The sequence below is a fragment of the Thermomonospora cellulosilytica genome, from assembly GCF_014138835.1.
Classification (GTDB): domain Bacteria; phylum Actinomycetota; class Actinomycetes; order Streptosporangiales; family Streptosporangiaceae; genus Thermomonospora; species Thermomonospora amylolytica.
On sequence record NZ_JACJII010000001.1, the window covers coordinates 371,364 to 391,177 of the forward strand.

Sequence of the window (19,814 nt, forward strand, 5' to 3'; positions counted from 1 at the left end):
CTTCAGTACGTGGAGCCTCCGGTATGTGGAGCACTCGTGGGGACTCCGGTGGGTCAGTCGTAGGTGAGGGACTCCACGACGGAGGTGCGGGCGGCGCGGCGGGCGGGCAGGACGGAGGCGGCCAGCCCGGCGACGGCGGCCAGCGCCATCAGGCCGGCGATCTGGGCGTAGGGGACGGCGGCCACGGCGGAGTCGGCCATGGACTCGGTGGCGGCCCAGCCGAAGGCGACGCCCAGCACGACGCCGGTCACGGCGCCGATGACGGCCATGATGACGGCCTCCATCGACAGCATCAGCCGCAACTGGGCGCGGGTGACGCCGAGGGCGCGCAGCAGGGCGGACTCGCGGGTGCGTTCGACGACCGACAGGCTGAGGGTGTTGGCGATGCCGAACAGGGCGATGATCACCGCCAGGCCCAGCAGGCCGCCGACGACCATCAGCATCGTGTCGACGGCCTCGTTGAACTGCTCCTTCAGCGCCGTCGCCGAGGTCACCTTGACGGTCGGGTAGGGGGCGGCGACCTGCTCCACCACCTCGAGGGCGCGGTCGGGGTCGACGCCGTCGGCGACGTTCAGGTAGACCACCTCGGCGCCCTGGGGACCGAAGTAGCGGGTGAAGTCCTGCTCGGGCACCACGTACGGCGGCAGCGGCGTGCCGTCCGCGAAGAGGGCGACCACCTTGAGCCGCGTCTGGCCCTGCCGGGTGGGGATCGTCACCGTGTCGCCGACCTCGTAGCCCTGGTGGCGGGCGTTGTCGGTGCGGACGGCGACGGTGCCGGACGTGAGGTCGTCCAGCGATCCGCCGTCGACCCTCGGGTTGATCAGCCCGCCGAGGGCGGACGGGGTGACCGCGCCGACCGGCCTGGTGGCACCCCTGTCGTTGCGCACCCGGTGGATCCGCAGTTCCACCACGTCGGCGACCTCCGGGCGCGCGCGCAGCCCGGCGGCGACCTCCGAGGGCACGAGCTGCCAGGCCCGGTCGCTGGTGGTGAACTGGCCGTTCAGCTGGAAGTCGACCGGGAACTGCTCGGCCAGCTGGGCGTCGGCGGTGGCCCGGCCCCCGGCGGTGATCACCGCGAACAGGCTCATCAGCCCGACCCCGATGGTCAGCGCGATGGTGGTGGTGGCGGTCCGGCGCGGGGAACGGCGGGCGTTGGCCACCGCCAGCCGGCCGGGGACTCCGGCCAGCCGGGCCGGGAGCGCCCCGGCCACCCGGCTCAGCGGCCGCACCAGCGCGGGCATCACCGCGATCACCGCGAGGAACACCAGCACGCCGCCCCCGGCGACCACGAACATCGCGGTCGGCCCCTTGTCCAGGACCAGCGCCCCGAGACCCGCCGCCCCCAGGCCGCCCGCGCCGAGCAGCGCCGTCAGGATCCACCGCGGCAGGCCCAGCCGGAACCGGGCCGAGCCGGGCTCCAGTTCGGTGCGCAGCGCGGCGACCGGGGCGACGCGGGTCGCCGAACGGGCCGGCAGCAGCGCCGACAGCACCGTCACCACGACGCCGACGCCCAGCCCGACCGCGACGGCGAGGGGCGTCAGGGTCAGGTCGCCGCCGGGGATGTCGCCGCTCCGGTCACCGATCAGCGCCAGCAGCCCCCCGGCGAGCGCGACGCCGAGCGCCAGCCCGGCCAGCGAGGCGACCAGCCCGACGACCGCCGACTCGGCCAGCACCCCGGTGAAGATCTGCCGCCGGGTCGCGCCCACGCAGCGCAGCAGCGCCATCTCGCGCATCCGCTGGGCCACCAGGATGGCGAACGTGTTGTAGATGACCAGCGCCGACACCAGCATCGCCACCATGGCGAACAGCAGCAGCACGGTCCGGATGATGGTGGTGTCGGCACCCGCCTTGGTCGCCAGCCGGTCGCTCAGCGCGCCGCCGTCCAGCACGTCGTGACCGCCGCCGACCGCCGCCGCGACCGCGTCGCGCAGCGCCCGCGGGTCGCCGCTCCCGGCGATGTCGATCTCGACCGGATCCGGTTCGCCGGTCATCCGGGCGGCCGTCTCCGGGGTGAAGCCGACCGCGCCGCGGAAGCTCACCTCGCTGTCGATGCCGAAGTCGGCCAGCCCGGTCACGGTGAACGAGTGCCGCGCGCCCCCGCCGTCCAGGACGGTGACGGTCGCGCCGACCCCGAAGCCGTTCCTGGCGGCGGTCTTCTCGTCCAGCACGACCTCGTCCGGCGCGCCCGGGGCCCGGCCGGAGGTGATGTCGTACCGCTGCAGCTCGCCCTGCGTGACCGACAGGCCCACCGTGGGCATGTCGCCGTAGGCCTTGCCGTCCTTGCCGATCAGCGCCGCGTCGCCGCGGATCAGCCCGTGGACCCCGGTCACCCCGGGAACGCCCCGGACCGCCTGGACCGTCGAGGCGGGCAGCCGCTCCCGGCCCTTGCGCGGCAGCACCCCCACGTCGACCCTGCTCGCCGACCCGGCGAACTCCTCGTCGATGCCCGCCTGCATGCTGTCGGTGAGCACGAACGTGCCCGCGATGAACCCGACGCCCAGCACGATCGCCAGCCCGGTCATCAGCAGCCGGACCTTGTGGGCGCGCAGCCCCGCCAGGGAGATCCTCAGCATCGCTCAGCCCCCCAGCGCCTTGAGCCGGTCCAGCACCGCGTCCGGGGTCGGCCCGGTCAGGTCGTCCACGATCCGCCCGTCGTGCAGGAACACCACCCGGTCGGCGTGCGAGGCGGCCACCGGGTCGTGGGTGACCATCACCACCGTCTGCCCCAGTTCGCGGACCGAGGTGCGCAGGAAGCCCAGCACCTCCAGGCCCGCCCGGGAGTCCAGGTTGCCGGTGGGCTCGTCGGCGAAGATCACGTCCGGCCGGGTCACCAGCGCCCGCGCGCACGCCACCCGCTGCTGCTGCCCGCCGGACAGCTCGCCCGGCCGGTGCGCCAGCCGGTCCCGCAGCCCCAGCACGTCCACCACCCGGTCGAACCAGGCCCGGTCGGGCCGGCGGCCGGCCAGCTCCAGCGGCAGCAGGACGTTCTGCTCGGCGGTCAGCGTGGGCAGCAGGTTGAACGCCTGGAACACGAACCCGATCCGCTCCCGGCGCAGCAGCGTCAGCCGCCGGTCGCCCAGCCCGGTGATCTCCACGTCGCCGAGCACGATCCGGCCGGAGGTGACGGTGTCCAGGCCGGCCAGGCAGTGCATCAGGGTGGACTTGCCGGACCCGGACGGGCCCATGATCGCGGTGAACGCGCCCTTGGCGAACGCGACGTCGACCCCGCGCAGGGCGTGCACGGCGGCGTCGCCGGTTCCGTAGACCTTGCCGACCCCGGTGGCCGTGACCGCCGGAGGGGATGGGGCGAGCGTGCTGGTCACGTGGACTCCTCGATCCGTTCGACTGAACGGGATCCACGCTAGGAACGGGCGCCCCTCCCGCCATCGGCCCCGCGGCCATGATCGGACTGCGCGTCGCGGCCGATCCGGCCGGCGCCGTACGACCCGAGGCGCAGCCCCGGATCCGACCTAAGCCTGACCGCTGCGCACCAGCCCGGTCTCGTACGCGAACACCACCGCCTGCACCCGGTCGCGCAGCCCCAGCTTGGTGAGGATCCGGCCCATGTGGGTCTTGACCGTCGCCTCCGACACGTACAGCCGCCCGGCGATCTCGGCGTTCGACAGTCCGCGGGCGACCAGGTGGAGCACCTCGCGCTCCCGGCTCGTCAGCGTCGCCAGCGCCCCCTGCGCGGCCTGCTGCTCGGTGTCCGGCAGGTGCACCGCGAACCGGTCCAGCAGCCGCCGGGTGGTGGACGGCGCGACCACCGCGTCACCGGAGCGCACCGCCCGGATCGCCTCGATGAGCTGGGGCGGCCCGGCATCCTTGAGCAGGAACCCGGCCGCGCCCGCCTTGATCGCCGCGAACGCGTACTCGTCCAGGTCGAAGGTGGTCAGGATGATCACCTTGGGCCGGCGTTCGGCGGGCAGCGCCCCGATCCGGCGGGTGGCCTCGATGCCGTCCATCCGGGGCATCCGCACGTCCATCAGCACCACGTCCGCGGTGACCGCCCGCAGCGTGTCCACCACCTGCGCTCCGTCCCCCGCCTCGGCGACCACCTCGATGTCGGGCTGGGCGTCCAGCACCATGCGGAACCCGGCGCGCACCAGTTCCTGGTCGTCGACCAGCATCACCCGGATCACGCGCTCCTCGCCTCCTCTCGCAGCGGCAGCCGGGCCACCACCTCGAACCCGCCGCCGACCCGCGGCCCCGCCCGCACGGTGCCGCCGTAGACCGCGGCGCGTTCGCGCATCCCGACCAGCCCGTGCCCCCGGCCGTCGTCGCGGGCCGCCGCGCCGCGCCCGTCGTCGGTCACCGTCACCTGGATCGCCTCGTCACCGTAGTGCAGCCGCACCTGCGCCGTCGCCCGGGGACCGGCGTGCTTGACGATGTTGGTCAGCGACTCCTGGACGATCCGGAACACCGCGAGCTGCATGCCCTGCGGCAGCTCCACCGGGACGCCCTCGACCCGGAAGTCCAGCGGCAGCCCCGACTCGCGGATCTGCTCCACCAGGTCCGTCAGCTGCGCGACGCCCGGCTGCGGCCGGTAGGCGCCCGCGTCGTCGCCCTCCCGCAGCACCCCCAGCAGCCGCCGCATCTCCGCCAGCGCCGTCCGCCCGGTCGCCGAGATCGTCTCCAGCGCGCGTTTGGCCCGTTCGACGTCGGTGTTGATCGCGTACGAGGCGCCGTCGGCCTGCACCACGATGACGCTGACGTTGTGCGCCACCACGTCGTGCAGCTCCCGGGCGATCCGCGCCCGTTCGGCGGCCATCGCGATCTGGATCTGGGTGTCGCGCTCGCGTTCCAGGCGTTCGGCGCGTTCCTCCAGCGAACGGGTGTAGGCGCGCCGGGTGCTGATGTAGACGCCGAGGATCCACACCCCGGCGACCACCGCGGACAGCATGATGGTCGTGTACTTGCGGTCCCCGGGGTTCACCGTGTAGCGGAGCGCCGCCAGGATCGCCCCCAGCTCGGTGGCGAGCCCCGCCGCCACCGCCCACCGGAACGCGCAGTTGGCCGCGACCGTGTAGACCGCGACCAGCACCCCCATGTTCGCCGGGATGGCGGTGTAGGCGAGCAGCCACTGGACGAACGACACCCCGGCGATCACCGTGAAGACCTGCACCGGCCATCGCCGCCGCACGATCAAGGGCCCCAGCAGGCCCGCCACCAGGGCGACGTAGACCCACTCGGGAATCGTCCTGCCCTGGCCCCCGTGCATCAACGGGGAGGTGTAGGCGGGCGCGGACAGCACCGACATCAGCAGCAGCGGCGACATGAAGGCGAAGTCGACCAGCGCCTTCCTGTCCCGCCACCACGCCCACGCTCTCCCGACCATGGCTTTGAGCCTACGTTCGGCGTCGTGGCGGCCCATCCGACCTGAGTCGTACGGCTCGTACGACCCGTGGCGCACGGGTAGCGTCGCTGTCGTGGACGGGTGGGTGAGGTGGCGAACGGCGATGCGGCAGGCCCTCTACGGCGAAGGCGGCTTCTACCGCCGGGGCGAGCGGCCCGCCGCCCACTTCCGCACCTCCGTGCACGCCTCCCCGCACTTCGCCGACGCGGTCGCCCAGTTGCTGGCGCACGTGGACGCGGCCCTGGAACGCCCGTCCCGGATCGACCTGGTGGACATCGGCGCGGGCTCCGGCGAGCTGGTCGTCCGCATCCTCCAGACCGCCGACCCCGACCTGGCCGAACGCCTCAACCCGGTCGCCGTCGAACTGGCGCCCCGCCCCTCGTCCCTGCCCGGCCGCATCACCTGGCGCCCCACGCTCCCGGACGCCGTCACCGGCCTGGTCATAGCGAACGAATGGCTCGACAACGTCCCCCTGGACGTCGTCGAGCTCACCCCCGAGGGCCCCCGCCTGGTCCTGGTCGACCCCGCCACCGGCGCCGAACGGCCCGGCCCGGCCCCCGCCGACGAGGACCTGGCCTGGCTGGAACGCTGGTGGCCGCTGGAGAACCCCGGCGACCGCGCCGAGATCGGCCATCCCCGCTGCACCGCCTGGTCCGGCGTCCTGTCCCGCCTGCACGCCGGTCTGGCGGTGGCGATCGACTACTCCCACACCCGTGAGGCCCGTCCCGTCCACGGCACCCTGACCGGCTACCGCGACGGCCACACCGTCCTCCCGGTCCCGGACGGCTCCTGCGACATCACCGCCCACGTGGCCCTGGACGCCTGCGCCACCGCCGGCGCCGAGGCGGGGGCCACCGCCACCGTCCTCACCACCCAGCGCCGGGTCCTCCGCGCCCTGGGCCTGACCGGGGCCCGCCCGCCGATCCATCTGGCCCACCGGGACCCCCGCGCCTACGTCCACGCCCTCCGCCGAGCCGGGGAGGAGGCCGAGCTCATCGACCCGGCCGGTCTGGGCGGCTTCGGCTGGCTCGCCCAGGCCAAGCACATCCCCCTTCCCAAGCCCCTGCAGGACTGAGGGTCAGCGGGCCCAGCGGGCGGGGTCGGCGCCGGTCCTCGAACGGGCCAGGCGGGCCCGTTCGGCGGTGGACTCGACGATGGCGCGGGCCTCGGACAGCTCGCGGTCGGTGGCGGCCACGCGGACCGGGCCGGGGGGCGCGTCGACGTGGACGGTGCCCAGGCGGAGAAGGCGCTGGAGGGGGCCGGAGGTGAGGCGGACGCTCTGGGCCCGGGCGTGCGCGATGACGGTGGTGCGGCGGCACAGCAGGCCGCGGCGGGCGACGAAGACGACGCCGTCGGTGCCCGCGGCGGCGAAGCGGTCCAGGGACAGGCCCCTGCCGGAGGCGGGGACCAGCGGCACGGCGTCGACGTCGGCCCCGGGGAAGATGTGCGCCACCAGGGCCACCGCCACCTCGCGGGGCGCCACCGGCAGCAGCACCGAGGACAGCGCCTGGCGTTCGCCCGCATAGCCCGCGACGGTGACGTCCACCCGCGCCCAGCGGCGCTGCCGCCACAGCAGCGGCTCGACGATCGCGACCGCCTGGACGCGGCCCGGCGGGACGGTCTGCATGCGGGTCTCCAGCAGGCCGTACCGCAGGCGCAGGCCGTCGGGCGAGGTCGCCACGGCGAACCGGCCGTACACGATCGACGGGGCCACCACCGCGCTGATCAGGCCCAGCAGCGCCGGGATGGCGCCGCCGAGCACCCCCGGCTCGACGAACGCGACGCCCACCATCAGCAGCAGCATGAACAGCATGCCCGTGCCGATCACCGGCATCCGGCTGATCAGCGACAGCAGCAGGGTCCCGAACGGCACCCGCCAGAACGGCCGCTCCGGGGCCTCGGGGGTGTGGCCGGGCAGCCCGGCGGCGCGGGCCAGCAGCTCGGCGCGGAGCTGCTGCGCCGAGCGGCGGCCCAGGTAGCGCAGCACCACCCCGCTCCCGTCGCCGCCGGCCAGCTCCACCCGCAGCTCGGCCAGTCCGGTGAGCCGGGTCATCAGCGGGCGGACGATGTCGATCGCCTGCATCCGCGACAGCGGGATGAACCGGCGCCGCTTGCGCAGCACCCCGGTCTCCACCGCCAGGTCGTCACCGGCGATCCAGAACCGCAGCCCCAGCCAGCCCCAGACGCCCACCGTCACCGCCGCGACCGTCGCCGGGATCGACACCAGCGCGAACCGCCGCACCGCCGCGGGCTCCAGGAACGCGTACCCGTCCTCCTGCGGCGTCAGCAGCAGCGAGAACCCGATCAGCACGAAGTAGATGAGCAGGAACACGAACGCCCGCAGCAGCGCCGTCACCGGATGCAGCCGGTGCACCCCCTGGTGGAACCGCGGCGGCCCGTACATCTGCGGCACCGGCACGGGCCCGTACGGCCCCGGCGGCGGCGCGTACGGCATGTTCACAGCCCCATGCTCCTCGCCTCGCCCTTGTGCGCCAGGCGGTCGCGGAGCTGGGCGGCCTCGGCGGCGGGCAGGCCGGGGATGCGGGCGTCGGTGGCCGCCGCGGCGGTGTGCAGCCGCACGGTCGCGATGCCCATCCAGCGTTCCAGCAGCCCCGCCGTCACGTCCACGAACTGCATCCGCCCGTACGGCACCACCACCAGCCGCCGGACGAACACCCCGCCGGTCACCAGCAGGTCGTCGGCCCGCTCCAGGTACCCCGCCGAGCGGTACGACAGCTCGCCGACGCCCCACACCAGCACGCAGCTCACCAGCAGCGCCAGCACCCACACCAGCAGGCCCGCCATGCCGCCGCCCTGGTGGATCCACCACCCGCCCACGACGGCGACCGGGATCCCGCGCAGCACGACGGCCAGCCGCCAGTGCCACGGCATCCGCGGCGACACCCGGTTCCAGGCCGTCCCGGGCGGCGGCGCGAACGCCCCGTCCCCGACGGGCGCGGGCATGGGCGCGTGCGGAGGCGTGACCGGCGGCCCGTACGGGGGCGGCGGGGGTGCTGGCGGGCGGCCGTGGCCCTCCGACGGCGGGGGGCCGGCCGGTGGCTGACCGTGCGGAGCGTTCATGGTGGTCCAAGTCAACCGGAACCACCCCGAATCCCGCGACTCTTCACCGCATGCCGGTCATGGGACGATGGTCGGGTGAGCACCCACGAGACCGTACGCACCGTCGGGATCGGCGCCGGGGCCAAGGAACTGGCCACCGAGGACATGGTCCTCAACATCGGCCCGCAGCACCCCTCCACGCACGGCGTGCTGCGGCTGCGGCTGACGCTGGACGGCGAGCGCATCTCCAGGGCCGAGCCGATCGTCGGCTACATGCACCGGGGCGCGGAGAAGCTGTTCGAGGTGCGCGACTACCGGCAGATCATCGTGCTGGCCAACCGGCACGACTGGCTGTCGGCGTTCGCCAACGAACTCGGCGTGGTGCTGGCCGTGGAGCGGATGCTCGGCATGGAGGCGCCCGAACGCGCCGTGTGGGCCCGCACCCTGCTGGCCGAGCTGAACCGGGTGCTCAACCACCTGATGTTCCTGGGGTCGTATCCGCTGGAGGTCGGCGCGATCACCCCGATCTTCTACTCGTTCCGGGAGCGCGAGCATCTGCAGCGGGTGCTGGAGGAGGTCTCCGGGGGCCGCATCCACTACATGTTCAACCGGGTCGGCGGGCTGAAGGAGGAGCTGCCGGCCGGATGGACGGGACGGGTCCGCAAGGCCGTCGCCGAGGTCCGCGGCCGGATGGGCGAGATCGCCGACCTGATCATGGGCAACGAGATCTTCCGCGCCCGCACCCGTGGCGTGGGGGTGCTGACCCGCGAGCAGATCCTGCAGTACGGGGTGTCCGGTCCGATCGCCCGCGCCTCCGGGGTGGACTTCGACCTGCGCCGCGACGAGCCGTACCTGGCCTACGGGGAGCTGGACGTGCGGGTGGTGACCCGGACCGAGGGCGACTGCCTGGCCCGGTTCGAGTGCCTGCTGGACCAGGTGTACGCGTCGCTGGACCTGGCCGACGCGTGCCTGGACCGGATGGCCGAGCTGCCGCCGGGGCCGATCAACCAGCGGCTGCCGAAGGTGCTCAAGGTCCCCGAGGGCCACACCTACGCCTGGACGGAGAACCCGCTCGGCATCAACGGCTACTACCTGGTGTCGCGCGGCGAGAAGACGCCGTGGCGGATGAAGCTGCGGTCGGCGTCGTACAACAACATCCAGGTGCTGAGCGAGATGCTGCCGGGCACCCTGGTCGCCGACATGATCGCCATCCTGGGGTCGATGTTCTTCGTGGTCGGCGACATCGACAAGTGACGGGGCCGGTCACCACCGCGGCAGGCGGCTGATCTCCAGATCGAGGTAGCGGCGGCGGTCCTCGGGCGACATCGGCGGCCGCTCCGACGGGTGCTGGGACCAGCCCTCCTTCCGCAGCCGCTTGAGCGCCTTGCGCACCCGCTTGCGCAGGGCGGACGGGCCGTTGCGGTACGGCACCGACATCTCGGTGGCGGCGCTCACGTACTCGCGGTGGACGTCCGTCGCCTCCAGCACCGCCAGCAGCCGTTCCGCCGCCCGCTCGTCGCCCAGCGACGCCAGCCGGGCCAGCGCCCACGCCGCCACCCGGTCGTCACGGTCGTGCGTGTACGGCCGCAGCGCGTCGGCGACCATCGCCGCCTGGTGGCCCTCCACCGTGAACAGCGCCAGGTTGTGCACGGCCTCCCCGCGCACCCGCGGATCCTCGCCGGTGCGCATCGCCCGGCCCAGCGCGGCCACCACCGCCGGGGTCCCGGTGGTCTCGTATCCGTCCCAGCCGTCCATCAGCGTGAACGCCCCGGCCGCCGCGAGCCGCACCTCCGCGTCCGGGTCCTCGGTGACCATCCGGGTCAGCCGCTCCACCAGCCGCATCGTCGTCTGCGGGAAGGATCCCTCGTCGGTGAAGTACTCGATGCCGTCCACGGCCGCCGCCCGCACCGCCGGGACCTCGTGCGCGGTCATGCCCAGCAGGGTCTGCGCCGCCGCCGGGCCGGAGGCGTACACCCCGAACACCCCCAGCGCCGCCGCCAGCACCACCGGGTCCTGGCCGGGGTGGCACAGCTCGGTCAGCACCCGCGCCGCGTCCGGCACCAGCTCCGGGCACTCCTCCTTGAGCAGCGCCTGGTCCAGGACCCACACCGCGAGCAGCACATGCTCCACCGGGCCCTGCGTACAGACGTGCAGCGCCTCGGCCACCAGCCCCCGCGCGTCCTCGTCGATCGCCCGTTCCAGCAGGTCGTGGCGGCTCTCCTCGGGCGCCCGCAACAGTTCGGCGAACGCCGCCGAGCCGCCCGCGACCGCCCCGGACTTGCCCACTCGCCCCTTCATGGGCCCAGCCTGGCATCCGGCGCGTCCCGCCCGCATGGGACGGCGGTCACGCTCCGGTCAGGCGCGCGAGGCCCCCCGGTCGCGGTCCTCGTCGTCGGGCCCCTTCGGCACCCGGCAGGCGTACTCCAGCCACACCGCCGCGCCCACCAGCACCAGCGACGCCACGAACGTGCCCACCCCGACGAAGAAGTCCTGCCGCGGCACCGTCTTGTCCAGCTCCGGCGCCAGCCGCAGCAGGAACCCGGCGAAGATCCCGGCGAGCACCGCCCCGGCGATCACGCTCGCCTTCGCCAGCACCGCCATCCGCGCCACCATCAGCGGCTCCACCGGCCGGGTGCCCGGCCGCCGCCGGATCCGCCGCCACAGGTTGTAGGCGGTGAACGCCTCGCCGAGCCCCAGCAGCAGCAGCGTCGGCACCATCGTCCACGGCAGTTTGGGCAGCACGTCGTAGGTCCCCTGCAGGAACGCCCAGGTGACCATGGCGAGCGCCACCGCCAGCGCCGCCGGCAACGCCGGCCTGGTCGGCTTCACGGTTTCTCCTGGAGGATGCTCGGGCCTTCAGGCAGGAAAGGAATCCAGACCCCGGCACGCGGCCGGGGCAGCGAACGAACGGCTCGTGTGCCGTAGGTCATCGCGCACGTCCGTCCCTGCGGGTTCCCTGGGCACGATTTCCTGAACGTATGGGTTCTGAGCATTGGTCGCCCTTTCGTGCGGTGAACACTTGGACGGCGGCTTGGTCGCGGATCTCCCCACAAAGCAGGAGGGCGCACGATCTGTAGTGCTACGGTGACAACGTGTCGGGGGCGATCGATAGCGGGAAGGTGCGGTACACCTACCGGCTGCGGGTGTCGTCGACCGCGCGCCGGGCGCTGCTGGCCGAGTGGGATCGGTGCCGGTGGGTGTGGAACCAGTGCGTGGCCACCTCCCGCGCCGCGCACAAGGCGCGCGAAGAGTGCGGTCCGGCCCGGCTGGACCGGATGCTGACCGGCTGGCGGGCCGAACACTCCTGGTTGCGTGAGGGAGCGTCGGTGCCGCAGCAGCAGGTCATCCGTGACTTCGCCAAGGCCCGCGCCAAGGCTCTCAAGGACATCAAGGCTCGGCTGCCGGTGCGGCTGCGGGCCGGGATGCCGCGCTTCAAGAAGAAGGGGCTGGCCCGCCCAAGCCTGAACTACACACGGCGTGGGTTCCGGCTCAAGGACGGCCGTCTGCACCTGGCCGGGGGCATCGTGCTGACCGTGGTGTGGTCGCGGGATCTGCCCGCCGACCCGTCCAGCGTCCGCGTGTACCGCGACAGTCTGGGGCACTGGTACTGCTCGTTCGTCATCCCCGCCGAGGTGCAGCCGCTGCCGGAGACCGGCCGGGTGGTCGGCGTGGACTGGGGAGTGAAAGAGATCGCGACCACCACCAGCGACGCCCACGATCTGCCGCACCCGGAGTACGGCAAGAAGGCCGCCGCCAGGCTGGCTCGTTACCAGCGGAGGATGGCCCGCCGCCGCAGGCGCGGGCAGGCTCCTTCGAAGGGCTACCTCAAGGCGAGGAAGCAGGCGGCCAGGGCGTACAAGAAGGTGGCCCGGCAACGGGCCCACACCGCCCGCAGGTGGGCCAAGAAGCTGGTGCGGGACCATGACGCGCTGACGGTGGAGGACTTCCGGCCGAAGTTCCTGGCCAAGTCCACCATGGCGCGCAAGGCCGCCGACGCGGCGATCACCGCCACCAAGCGCGAGCTGATCGCCATGGCCCGCAAACACGGCCGCACCCTGCGGCTGGTGCATCCCGCGTACAGCACGATGGACTGCGGGCGGTGCGGAGCGAGAACCAAGCACGCACTCCCGCTGTCCGAACGCACCTACACCTGCACCGCCTGCGGAACCACGTCTCCACGGGACAAGAACTCCGCACGCGTGATGCTCATCCGGGCAGGGCTGAACCCGGACGGCGTTGATCGCGCAAGACCCGGCCGTCCGCCGGACGACCGGGCAGCGTGAGCCGAAAATCCCCATACCACCCCTGCTTGGACGGGAGTCTGCCCGCCCTTCAGGGCGGGGAGCAGTCAAGCCGGCTCTTGCAGGGTCAGGTCGTCCCGGCGCCGCACCGCGTCCGGGCCGACGGCGCGCAGCGCCTCCGCGGCCAGGTCGGCCACCCTGCCGTGGCCGGGCAGCAGCACGTCCGGCTCCAGGTCCGCCCACGGGACGAGCACGAACGCCCGCTCGTGGGCGCGCGGATGCGGCAGGGTCAGGTCCGGGTCGTCGGAGGTCACGGTGCCGAACGTCACGATGTCGATGTCCAGGGTGCGCGGGCCCCAGCGGACCTCGCGGACCCGCTGCAGCGAGTTCTCGATGTTCAGGACCCGCTCCAGCAGCGTCTTGGGGGCCAGCCGGGTGTCGGCCACCACGATCACGTTCAGGAAGTCGTCCTGCTCGGGGACGCCGCCCTCCGGCCCGCCGTAGGGGACGGTCTCGTACACCGGCGACAGCGCCACGAAGTCCAGGCCGGGGGCGTCGAACAGGGCGTCGATCGCCTCCTGCAGGTTCTCCAGCCGGTCCCCGAGGTTGCTGCCGAGCGACAGCACCACGCGCTGCTGGACGAGCATGTGCCCGCCGGTCGCGGTCAGGTCCGGTCGGGTCATCGGCGACTCCTCGAGATCTTGACGGCCACGTCGGCGAACGGATGCGGCACCGGGGCGGCCGGCTTGTGCACCGTGACATCGACCTGCCGCACGGTCGGATCCTCCAGGCAGACCTGCGCCAGCCGCTCGGCCAGCGTCTCGATCAGGTCGACCGGCTCGCCCCGCACCACCGCGACCAGCCGGTCGGCCAGCGCTCCATAGTCGACCGTACGCGACAGATCGTCGGTCTCCGCGGCGGGCCGGGTGTCCAGGCCCAGCGACACGTCGACCACGAACTCCTGCCCCAGCTCCCGCTCGGCGGGCAGGACCCCGTGCCGTCCACGCGCCCGCAGCCCGGTCAGCTCGATGCGGTCCAGATCGGCGCCGCGCGCCTCCGGCGCGCTCACTCCTGCCCCCCGCTCGCCTCCGGCGCGCCCGAAGGCACCGGCTCTCCTCGTCGCGTGCTCACTCGTGCCCACTGCCTCGCTGCGCTCGGCTGCTCGCAGCCCGCCGAGCGCGGCGGCCTCCCTCGTCGCGTGCTCGCTCGTTCCTCGCTCCGCGCGCTCCTCACTCGGACCACCGCGCGGCTGCTCACGGCCTCGCTCCGCGCGCTCCTCGTCGATCCGGCGCCGCGCGCCTCCGGCGCGCTCACTCTTCGTCGTCCTCCATCTGGTTGAGCACCGGCGAGCCGTGGTGGTGCAGCAGCCGCCACTCGCCCTCCACCCGCAGGAACAGGTTGGTGGCGACGATGCTGCCGCCGGCCAGCATCCCGGCGTCCTCGCCGCTGTCGTCCATCGTGATGATGTTCTCCGAGCAGGTCACCAGCGCGTGGTCGCCGAACACCTCGGTGTGCAGGTCGGTCAGCACGAACTGGATGTACGGGGTGTTCGCCATGATCAGCGCCCACGACCGCAGCACCTCGTCGCGGCCCTTGAGCAGCGGCCAGCCCGGATGCACGCAGCCCACGCTGGCGGCGTGCGGGCCGCCCGCCCACACCGCCGACATCCGGTCCAGGTCCCCGGCCTCGAACGCGGCGTAGAACTCGGCGTTGGCCTCCTCGACCGCGGCCAGGTCGGCGCGCGTCATGGCCGTACCTCCCGGTCTCCGCGGATCGCGGCGGCCACCCGGACCGCGTCGGCGTTCGGCCGCACCCGGTGCACCCGCACGCACCAGGCGCCCGCCGCCGCCGACAGCGCGCTGATCGCCACCGTGGCGTCGTCGCAGTCGGCGAACGGCCGCGGATGCCCGTCCGGGCCCGTCAGCAGCTTGCCGATGAACCGTTTGCGGGACGCCCCCACCAGGATCGGCAGGTCGTCCGACAGCTCGCCGAGCCGGGCCAGCAGCGTCCAGTTGTGCCGCGGCCTCTTGGCGAACCCCAGCCCGGGGTCCAGCACGATCATCTCCGGGTCCACGCCCTGCGCGACGACCGCGTCCACCCGGGCCCGCAGCTCGTCGCGGACCTCGGCCACCACGTCGTCGTACTCGGCCCTGCGGTACATGTCATGGCTGTGCCCGCGCCAGTGCATGACCACGTACGGCACCCGCGCGGCGGCCACGATCCGGGCCATGTCCGGGTCGGCCAGCCCCCCGCTGACGTCGTTGATCAGCCTCGCGCCGGCCCCGACGGCGGCCTCGGCGACCTCGGCGCGCATGGTGTCCACGCTGACCGGGATCCCGTCGGCGGCCAGCGCCTCGATCACCGGGATCACCCGGCGCAGCTCCTCCTCCAGCGACACCCGCTGCGCGCCGGGCCGGGTCGACTCCCCGCCCACGTCGATCAGGTCGGCGCCCTCGTGCACCAGGTCGTGCGCGTGGCGGATGGCCTTGTCGGGGTCGAACCACGCCCCGCCGTCGGAGAAGGAGTCCGGGGTCACGTTCACCACGCCCATGACGAGACATCGCCCTGGGTCGGGCAGCCCGGGAACGGCACTGGTCATGAGGTCACCCTATGTCGTGATCAGAACCCCGCGGGGCGCACCCTCGGCTGGGAACACCCCATACCCGGCGTCCCGGGCGGCACACCCGCCCGGGACCGGTCAGGACGAACGGCCCAGGATCAGCGACATCGCCTCGGCGCGGGTCTCGGCGTACTCCCGGAAGTCGCCGCGGACCGCCGAGGTGACGGTGCGGGCGCCGGGCTTGCGCACCCCGCGCATGGTCATGCACAGGTGCTCGGCCTCGATCACCACGATCACCCCGCGCGGCTCCAGCACCCGCATCAGCGCGTCGGCGATCTGGCTGGTCAGCCGCTCCTGCACCTGGGGGCGCCGGGCGTACACGTCCACCAGCCGGGCCAGCTTGGACAGCCCGGTGATCTGCCCCTTCTCGTTGGGGGTGTAGCCGACGTGCGCCAGCCCGTGGAACGGGACCAGATGATGCTCACAGTTGTGCGTCAGATGGCCGTTTATCAGGAACGTCGGATGCGGATCGCATTTGAAGCTGTACACGGTGTAAGGCTTGGTCCCGGTCGCATGGACCGGCCGCACCTGGAGCACCTTCGCCCATTCCGACTCCACGAGCCGGGACGGATGATCGTACTCCGCGCGGAACCCGTGCCTGCGGAACCAGCTGTCGGCCACCCAGAGGGCCGACCTGCTCCCTGTCGAGGGCGTGAACCGCGCGCCGATGATCTGGGCGAGGTCCTCCAGGAACGGAACGTTCCCGCCGAGGATGGTGGAGCCCCCGGACCTCGCCGAACGGCAGCCGTCTCCGTCGATGTAACCGTCCAGGAAACCACGGAACGTCTCCACGTCCCGTAGCACCACCCGTGGGAAGCGCTGCCGCATGTGGTGGGCGTCTCCGCCGACATACTGCCGTACGAGATCCGCCAGGTAGGACGACACCACCCGCACCCGGTACCCGGGCGTGTCCAGCCCGGTGAAGCCCGAGGGCCTGCTCACGGCTTCGATCTGCGCGTCGAATCCCAAAGACCGCCGGACCGCTTCGGCGAACTTCTTGGCGTACTCCTGGTCATTGACGACCAGGGAGACGTAATTCTTGCCGACGGTGCCGTCCGCGCAGATCGTTCCGACCAGGTATCCGAAGTCATGGCCGTACACGATCGCCGGCCGCTTGCGACAGAGCTTGCGCGGAGGAGTCCACTCGATGAACAGACCGGCGACGTCCTTGGCCTCACGCCAGCCCTCCGGGGTGGCCACCGGATGATCCGGCGTGACCTTGAACACGCCCTTCTCGGTGACGACCTCGACCAGCTCACGCACCTCGCGTGAGGAGATCCGGGTGACGGCCGTCGTGCGCACCTCCCCGTCGACCAGGGTGTACAGCTCGTCGCCGACACGCACGTCGGCGGCACGCTTCCGGCCGCCCACGGCGTTGACGGTCTGCCTGCTCGGCACACAGGTCGAGTACACCTCGATGTCCTTGACCAGGACCATCTCGTCGTGGTCGGCCTCGAACACCTTGTTGAGGACCTCTTCGGGACGCTGGCGCAGTCCGGCGAACTGCTCGGCGAACGCGCGGGCCACCCGGGCGGGCGTCTCCAGCAGACCGTCCCGATCAGGATCCTCGCCGATGCCGATCAGGATCTCCCGGACCGCCCGCTCGATGCGTTCGTGGTCGAAGCCCGGCGGATCGATCCGGATGGGGGCGTCCTCGTCGTATGGGTCGGTCAAGATCAGCTCTCGGAGGATTCGGTGGTCTGGTGGTCGGTGCCGCCCTGGCCGTTGCCCTTGGCCAGGTCGGCGCCGCCCGGCAGGTCCTGGACGTCCTTGGGACCCATCAGGGCCAGCTCCTTGGGCGTCAGCACCGGGGGGCGCTCGGAGGGCAGGCGCTTGCCGTAGCCGGTGTAGGAGTTGCGCTTGGGCCGCTTCTGGACCGGCGCGAAGATCTCCAGCACCTGCTCCTTGGAGAGGGTCTCCTTCTCCATCAGCTGCAGCACCAGCTCGTCCAGCACGTCACGGTACTCGACCAGGATCTCCCAGGCCACGTCGTGGGCGGCCTCGATGAGCCGGCGCACCTCGTCGTCGATGGCCGAGGCGATGTCCTCGGAGTAGTCGCGCTCGTGGCCGACGTCCCGGCCCAGGAACACCTCGCCCTGGCCGGAGCCGAACTTGCGGGCGCCCAGCCGCTCGCTCATGCCGTACTCGGTGACCATGTTGCGGGCGATGGCGGTGGCCTTCTCGATGTCGTTGGCCGCGCCGGTGGTCGGCTCGTGGAACACCAGCTCCTCGGCCGTCCGGCCGCCCAGCAGCATCGCCAGCTGGTCGGTCATCTCCGAGCGGGTGGTGAGGAACTTGTCCTCCATCGGCAGGGTCATGGTGTAGCCCAGGGCCCGGCCGCGCGGCAGGATCGTCACCTTGTGCACCGGGTCGGCGTTCGGCAGCGCGTGCGCCACCAGCGCGTGACCGCCCTCGTGGTAGGCGATGATCTTCTTCTCCGCCTCCGACATCACCCGGGTCTTGCGCTCGGGACCGGCCATCACCCGGTCGATGGCCTCCTCGAGCGTCTCCATGTCGATCAGCTTGCGGTCGAACCGGGCGGTCAGCAGCGCCGCCTCGTTGATCACGTTGGCCAGGTCGGCGCCGGTGAAGCCGGGGGTGCGCCGGGCGATCACGTCCAGGTCGACGTCCGGGGCGAACGGCTTGCCGCGGCCGTGCACCTTGAGGATGCCCTTGCGGCCCTCCAGGTCCGGGCGGTCCACCGTGATCTGCCGGTCGAACCGGCCGGGACGCAGCAGCGCCGGGTCCAGGATGTCGGGCCGGTTGGTGGCGGCGATCAGGATCACGCCGCCCTTGACGTCGAACCCGTCCATCTCGACCAGCAGCTGGTTGAGGGTCTGCTCGCGCTCGTCGTGGCCACCGCCCAGGCCCGCGCCGCGGTGCCGGCCGACCGCGTCGATCTCGTCGATGAAGATGATCGACGGGGCGTTGGCCTTGGCCTGCTCGAACAGGTCGCGCACCCGGGAGGCGCCGACGCCGACGAACATCTCCACGAAGTCCGAGCCGGAGATCGAGTAGAACGGCACCCCGGCCTCGCCGGCCACCGCGCGGGCCAGCAGGGTCTTGCCGGTGCCGGGCGGACCGAACAGCAGCACGCCCTTGGGGATCTTGGCGCCGATGGCCTGGAACTTGGCCGGGTTCTGCAGGAAGTCCTTGATCTCCTCGAGCTCCTCCAGCGCCTCGTCGGCGCCGGCCACGTCGGCGAACGTGGTCTTGGGAGTGTCCTTGGTGATCAGCTTGGCCTTGGACTTGCCGAAGTTCATCACCCGGGAGCCGCCGCCCTGCATCTGGTTCATGATGAACAGGAAGATCAGCACCACGATGACGATCGGCAGCAGGCTGAAGATCAGGTTGAGGAAGACGCTCTGCTGCGGGACGTCGACGTTGTACCCGCCGGGCAGCTGCCCCTGGTCGGACTTGGTCTGCAGCAGCCGCTGCAGCTCAAGGCCCTGGCCGCTGACCCAGGAGGCCTTCTTCTTCTCGGCCTCGCGGCCCTTGAGGGTGACCTCGATCCGCTGATCCTTGTCGATGATCTTCGCGGACTGCACCCGGTTGCGGGTGATGTCCGAGATGATCTCCGAGGTGTCGGCGGCCTTGTAGCCGTTGCTCGAGCCGGCCCCCCACACGACCAGGGTGACCAAGAGACCGAGCAGCAGGACCCACAGCAGCGGCCCGCGGAAATAGCGCTTCACGTCCATTTATCCGGCAACCCCTTCGCGAGGTCCCGTCCCTCCTGACCAGCGTCTGCAAGCAACCACCAGACCGGCGGCCCGGCGGAGCGGCCTCTTTCCGTGCGACACCCCGGGCAATGCCCAGAGACATCGACGGTACACCGGCGTGGTGCCGCCCGCAGCCCGCGTGCTGGAGCGCCTCGTCCGGTGCCTCCGGCCGTCCAGACATGGAACGTACCGGCCGCCCTCTATGTTCCCTTGTGTCCTGTACGCCGGTGACGGCTCAGGCGCCGCCGCCGTAGACGTGCGGCGCCAGGGTGCCCACGAACGGCAGGTTGCGGTACTTCTCGGCGTAGTCCAGGCCATAGCCGACCACGAACTCGTTGGGAATGTCGAAGCCGACGTAGCGCACGTCGATCTCGGTCTTGACGGCCTCCGGCTTGCGCAGCAGCGTGCAGATCTCCAGCGACGCCGGATTGCGCGACTGCAGATTGCTGACCAGCCAGGACAGGGTCAGCCCGGAGTCGATGATGTCCTCGACGATCAGCACGTGCCGGCCGGTGATGTCGGCGTCGAGGTCCTTGAGGATCCGCACCACGCCCGAGGACTTGGTGCCCGAGCCGTAGGAGGACACCGCCATCCAGTCCATGGAGACCGGCAGGTGCAGCGCCCTGGCCAGGTCGGCCATCACCATGACCGCGCCCTTGAGCACCCCCACCAGCAGCAGGTCGCGCCCCTCGTAGTCGGCGTCGATCTGGGCCGCCAGCTCACGGATCTTGTCCTGCAGCCGGTCCTCGGGAATCAGCACGTTCGCCAGGTCCGCACCCAGGTCCTTGTCGTCCACTACCCCACCGCACCTCGAAGTT

General features: G+C 72.3%; 17 protein-coding genes and 2 pseudogenes. 3 read left to right on the forward strand and 16 right to left on the reverse strand.

The annotated features are described in order from the left end of the window. Positions 1-53: 53 nt before the first annotated feature. From HNR21_RS01865 to HNR21_RS01880, 4 genes are all read right to left on the reverse strand, one after another. Positions 54-2,573, reverse strand: coding sequence for an ABC transporter permease (locus HNR21_RS01865; protein WP_182703770.1), 2,520 nt, complete (start codon positions 2,571-2,573; stop codon positions 54-56). Between the two features lie 3 nt (positions 2,574-2,576). Continuing rightward, positions 2,577-3,323: an ABC transporter ATP-binding protein gene (locus HNR21_RS01870; protein WP_182703771.1), complete on the reverse strand. Its 747-nt coding sequence runs from the start codon at positions 3,321-3,323 to the stop codon at positions 2,577-2,579. Between the two features lie 147 nt (positions 3,324-3,470). Further along, positions 3,471-4,142: a response regulator gene (locus tag HNR21_RS01875; RefSeq protein ID WP_312880776.1), complete on the reverse strand. Its 672-nt coding sequence runs from the start codon at positions 4,140-4,142 to the stop codon at positions 3,471-3,473. Continuing rightward, the gene (locus HNR21_RS01880) at positions 4,139-5,338 is read right to left on the reverse strand and encodes a sensor histidine kinase (RefSeq protein WP_246441915.1); all 1,200 of its coding nucleotides are present in this window, start codon (positions 5,336-5,338) and stop codon (positions 4,139-4,141) included. Before HNR21_RS01880 ends, HNR21_RS01875 begins: the two co-directional genes overlap by 4 nt. Positions 5,339-5,429: 91 nt before the next feature. On the opposite strand from HNR21_RS01880, the gene HNR21_RS01885 reads away from it, so the two are divergent. Beyond that, entirely contained in the window at positions 5,430-6,431 is a 1,002-nt protein-coding gene (locus HNR21_RS01885; RefSeq protein ID WP_312880777.1) for an SAM-dependent methyltransferase, read from the forward strand. A 3-nt stretch (positions 6,432-6,434) separates the two neighbouring features. On the opposite strand, the gene HNR21_RS01890 is transcribed toward HNR21_RS01885, so the two are convergent. Next, a complete protein-coding gene (locus HNR21_RS01890) occupies positions 6,435-7,811 on the reverse strand; it encodes a PH domain-containing protein (protein ID WP_182708432.1) in 1,377 nt (458 codons plus the stop codon). Between the two features lie 2 nt (positions 7,812-7,813). Continuing rightward, positions 7,814-8,320 carry a PH domain-containing protein gene (locus HNR21_RS01895; protein ID WP_182703774.1) on the reverse strand — a complete coding sequence of 169 codons (507 nt, stop codon included), beginning with the start codon at positions 8,318-8,320 and terminating at the stop codon, positions 7,814-7,816. A 192-nt stretch (positions 8,321-8,512) separates the two neighbouring features. Here HNR21_RS01895 and HNR21_RS01900 point away from each other — a divergent pair, with 192 nt between their 5' ends. Further along, positions 8,513-9,670: an NADH-quinone oxidoreductase subunit D gene (locus HNR21_RS01900; protein WP_182703775.1), complete on the forward strand. Its 1,158-nt coding sequence runs from the start codon at positions 8,513-8,515 to the stop codon at positions 9,668-9,670. Between the two features lie 9 nt (positions 9,671-9,679). On the opposite strand, the gene HNR21_RS01905 is transcribed toward HNR21_RS01900, so the two are convergent. Together HNR21_RS01905 and HNR21_RS01910 are read right to left on the reverse strand one after the other, a co-directional pair. Further along, on the reverse strand, positions 9,680-10,714 hold the full coding sequence (locus HNR21_RS01905) for a HEAT repeat domain-containing protein (protein WP_182703776.1): 1,035 nt from the start codon (positions 10,712-10,714) through the stop codon (positions 9,680-9,682). A gap of 57 nt (positions 10,715-10,771) precedes the next feature. Further along, complete coding sequence (locus HNR21_RS01910; RefSeq protein ID WP_119728201.1) at positions 10,772-11,245, reverse strand: DUF3180 domain-containing protein; 474 nt, start codon at positions 11,243-11,245, stop codon at positions 10,772-10,774. Between the two features lie 263 nt (positions 11,246-11,508). Here HNR21_RS01910 and HNR21_RS01915 point away from each other — a divergent pair, with 263 nt between their 5' ends. Further along, complete coding sequence (locus tag HNR21_RS01915) at positions 11,509-12,699, forward strand: RNA-guided endonuclease InsQ/TnpB family protein (protein WP_312880778.1); 1,191 nt, start codon at positions 11,509-11,511, stop codon at positions 12,697-12,699. Positions 12,700-12,764: 65 nt separating this feature from the next. On the opposite strand, the gene folK is transcribed toward HNR21_RS01915, so the two are convergent. The 8 genes and pseudogenes from folK to hpt form a co-directional block, all read right to left on the reverse strand. Next, positions 12,765-13,340, reverse strand: coding sequence for a 2-amino-4-hydroxy-6-hydroxymethyldihydropteridine diphosphokinase (gene folK, locus HNR21_RS01920; protein WP_182703777.1), 576 nt, complete (start codon positions 13,338-13,340; stop codon positions 12,765-12,767). After that, positions 13,337-13,726: a dihydroneopterin aldolase gene (gene folB, locus HNR21_RS01925; protein WP_312880779.1), complete on the reverse strand. Its 390-nt coding sequence runs from the start codon at positions 13,724-13,726 to the stop codon at positions 13,337-13,339. The genes folK and folB overlap by 4 nt, the downstream gene beginning before the upstream one ends. A gap of 241 nt (positions 13,727-13,967) precedes the next feature. After that, positions 13,968-14,405: a nuclear transport factor 2 family protein gene (locus HNR21_RS01930; protein ID WP_119728199.1), complete on the reverse strand. Its 438-nt coding sequence runs from the start codon at positions 14,403-14,405 to the stop codon at positions 13,968-13,970. Then, a complete protein-coding gene (gene folP, locus HNR21_RS01935) occupies positions 14,402-15,256 on the reverse strand; it encodes a dihydropteroate synthase (protein ID WP_446697333.1) in 855 nt (284 codons plus the stop codon). The genes HNR21_RS01930 and folP overlap by 4 nt, the downstream gene beginning before the upstream one ends. Positions 15,257-15,355: 99 nt before the next feature. Continuing rightward, positions 15,356-15,715 (reverse strand): annotated as a pseudogene (gene folE, locus HNR21_RS01940) (GTP cyclohydrolase I); the annotation flags it as partial. A 960-nt stretch (positions 15,716-16,675) separates the two neighbouring features. Beyond that, positions 16,676-16,951: pseudogene (locus HNR21_RS36535) on the reverse strand (GTP cyclohydrolase I); the annotation flags it as partial. A 2-nt stretch (positions 16,952-16,953) separates the two neighbouring features. Then, the gene (gene ftsH, locus HNR21_RS01950; protein WP_119728195.1) at positions 16,954-18,975 is read right to left on the reverse strand and encodes an ATP-dependent zinc metalloprotease FtsH; all 2,022 of its coding nucleotides are present in this window, start codon (positions 18,973-18,975) and stop codon (positions 16,954-16,956) included. Between the two features lie 256 nt (positions 18,976-19,231). Further along, positions 19,232-19,792: a hypoxanthine phosphoribosyltransferase gene (gene hpt / locus HNR21_RS01955; RefSeq protein WP_182703778.1), complete on the reverse strand. Its 561-nt coding sequence runs from the start codon at positions 19,790-19,792 to the stop codon at positions 19,232-19,234. Positions 19,793-19,814 lie beyond the last annotated feature (22 nt).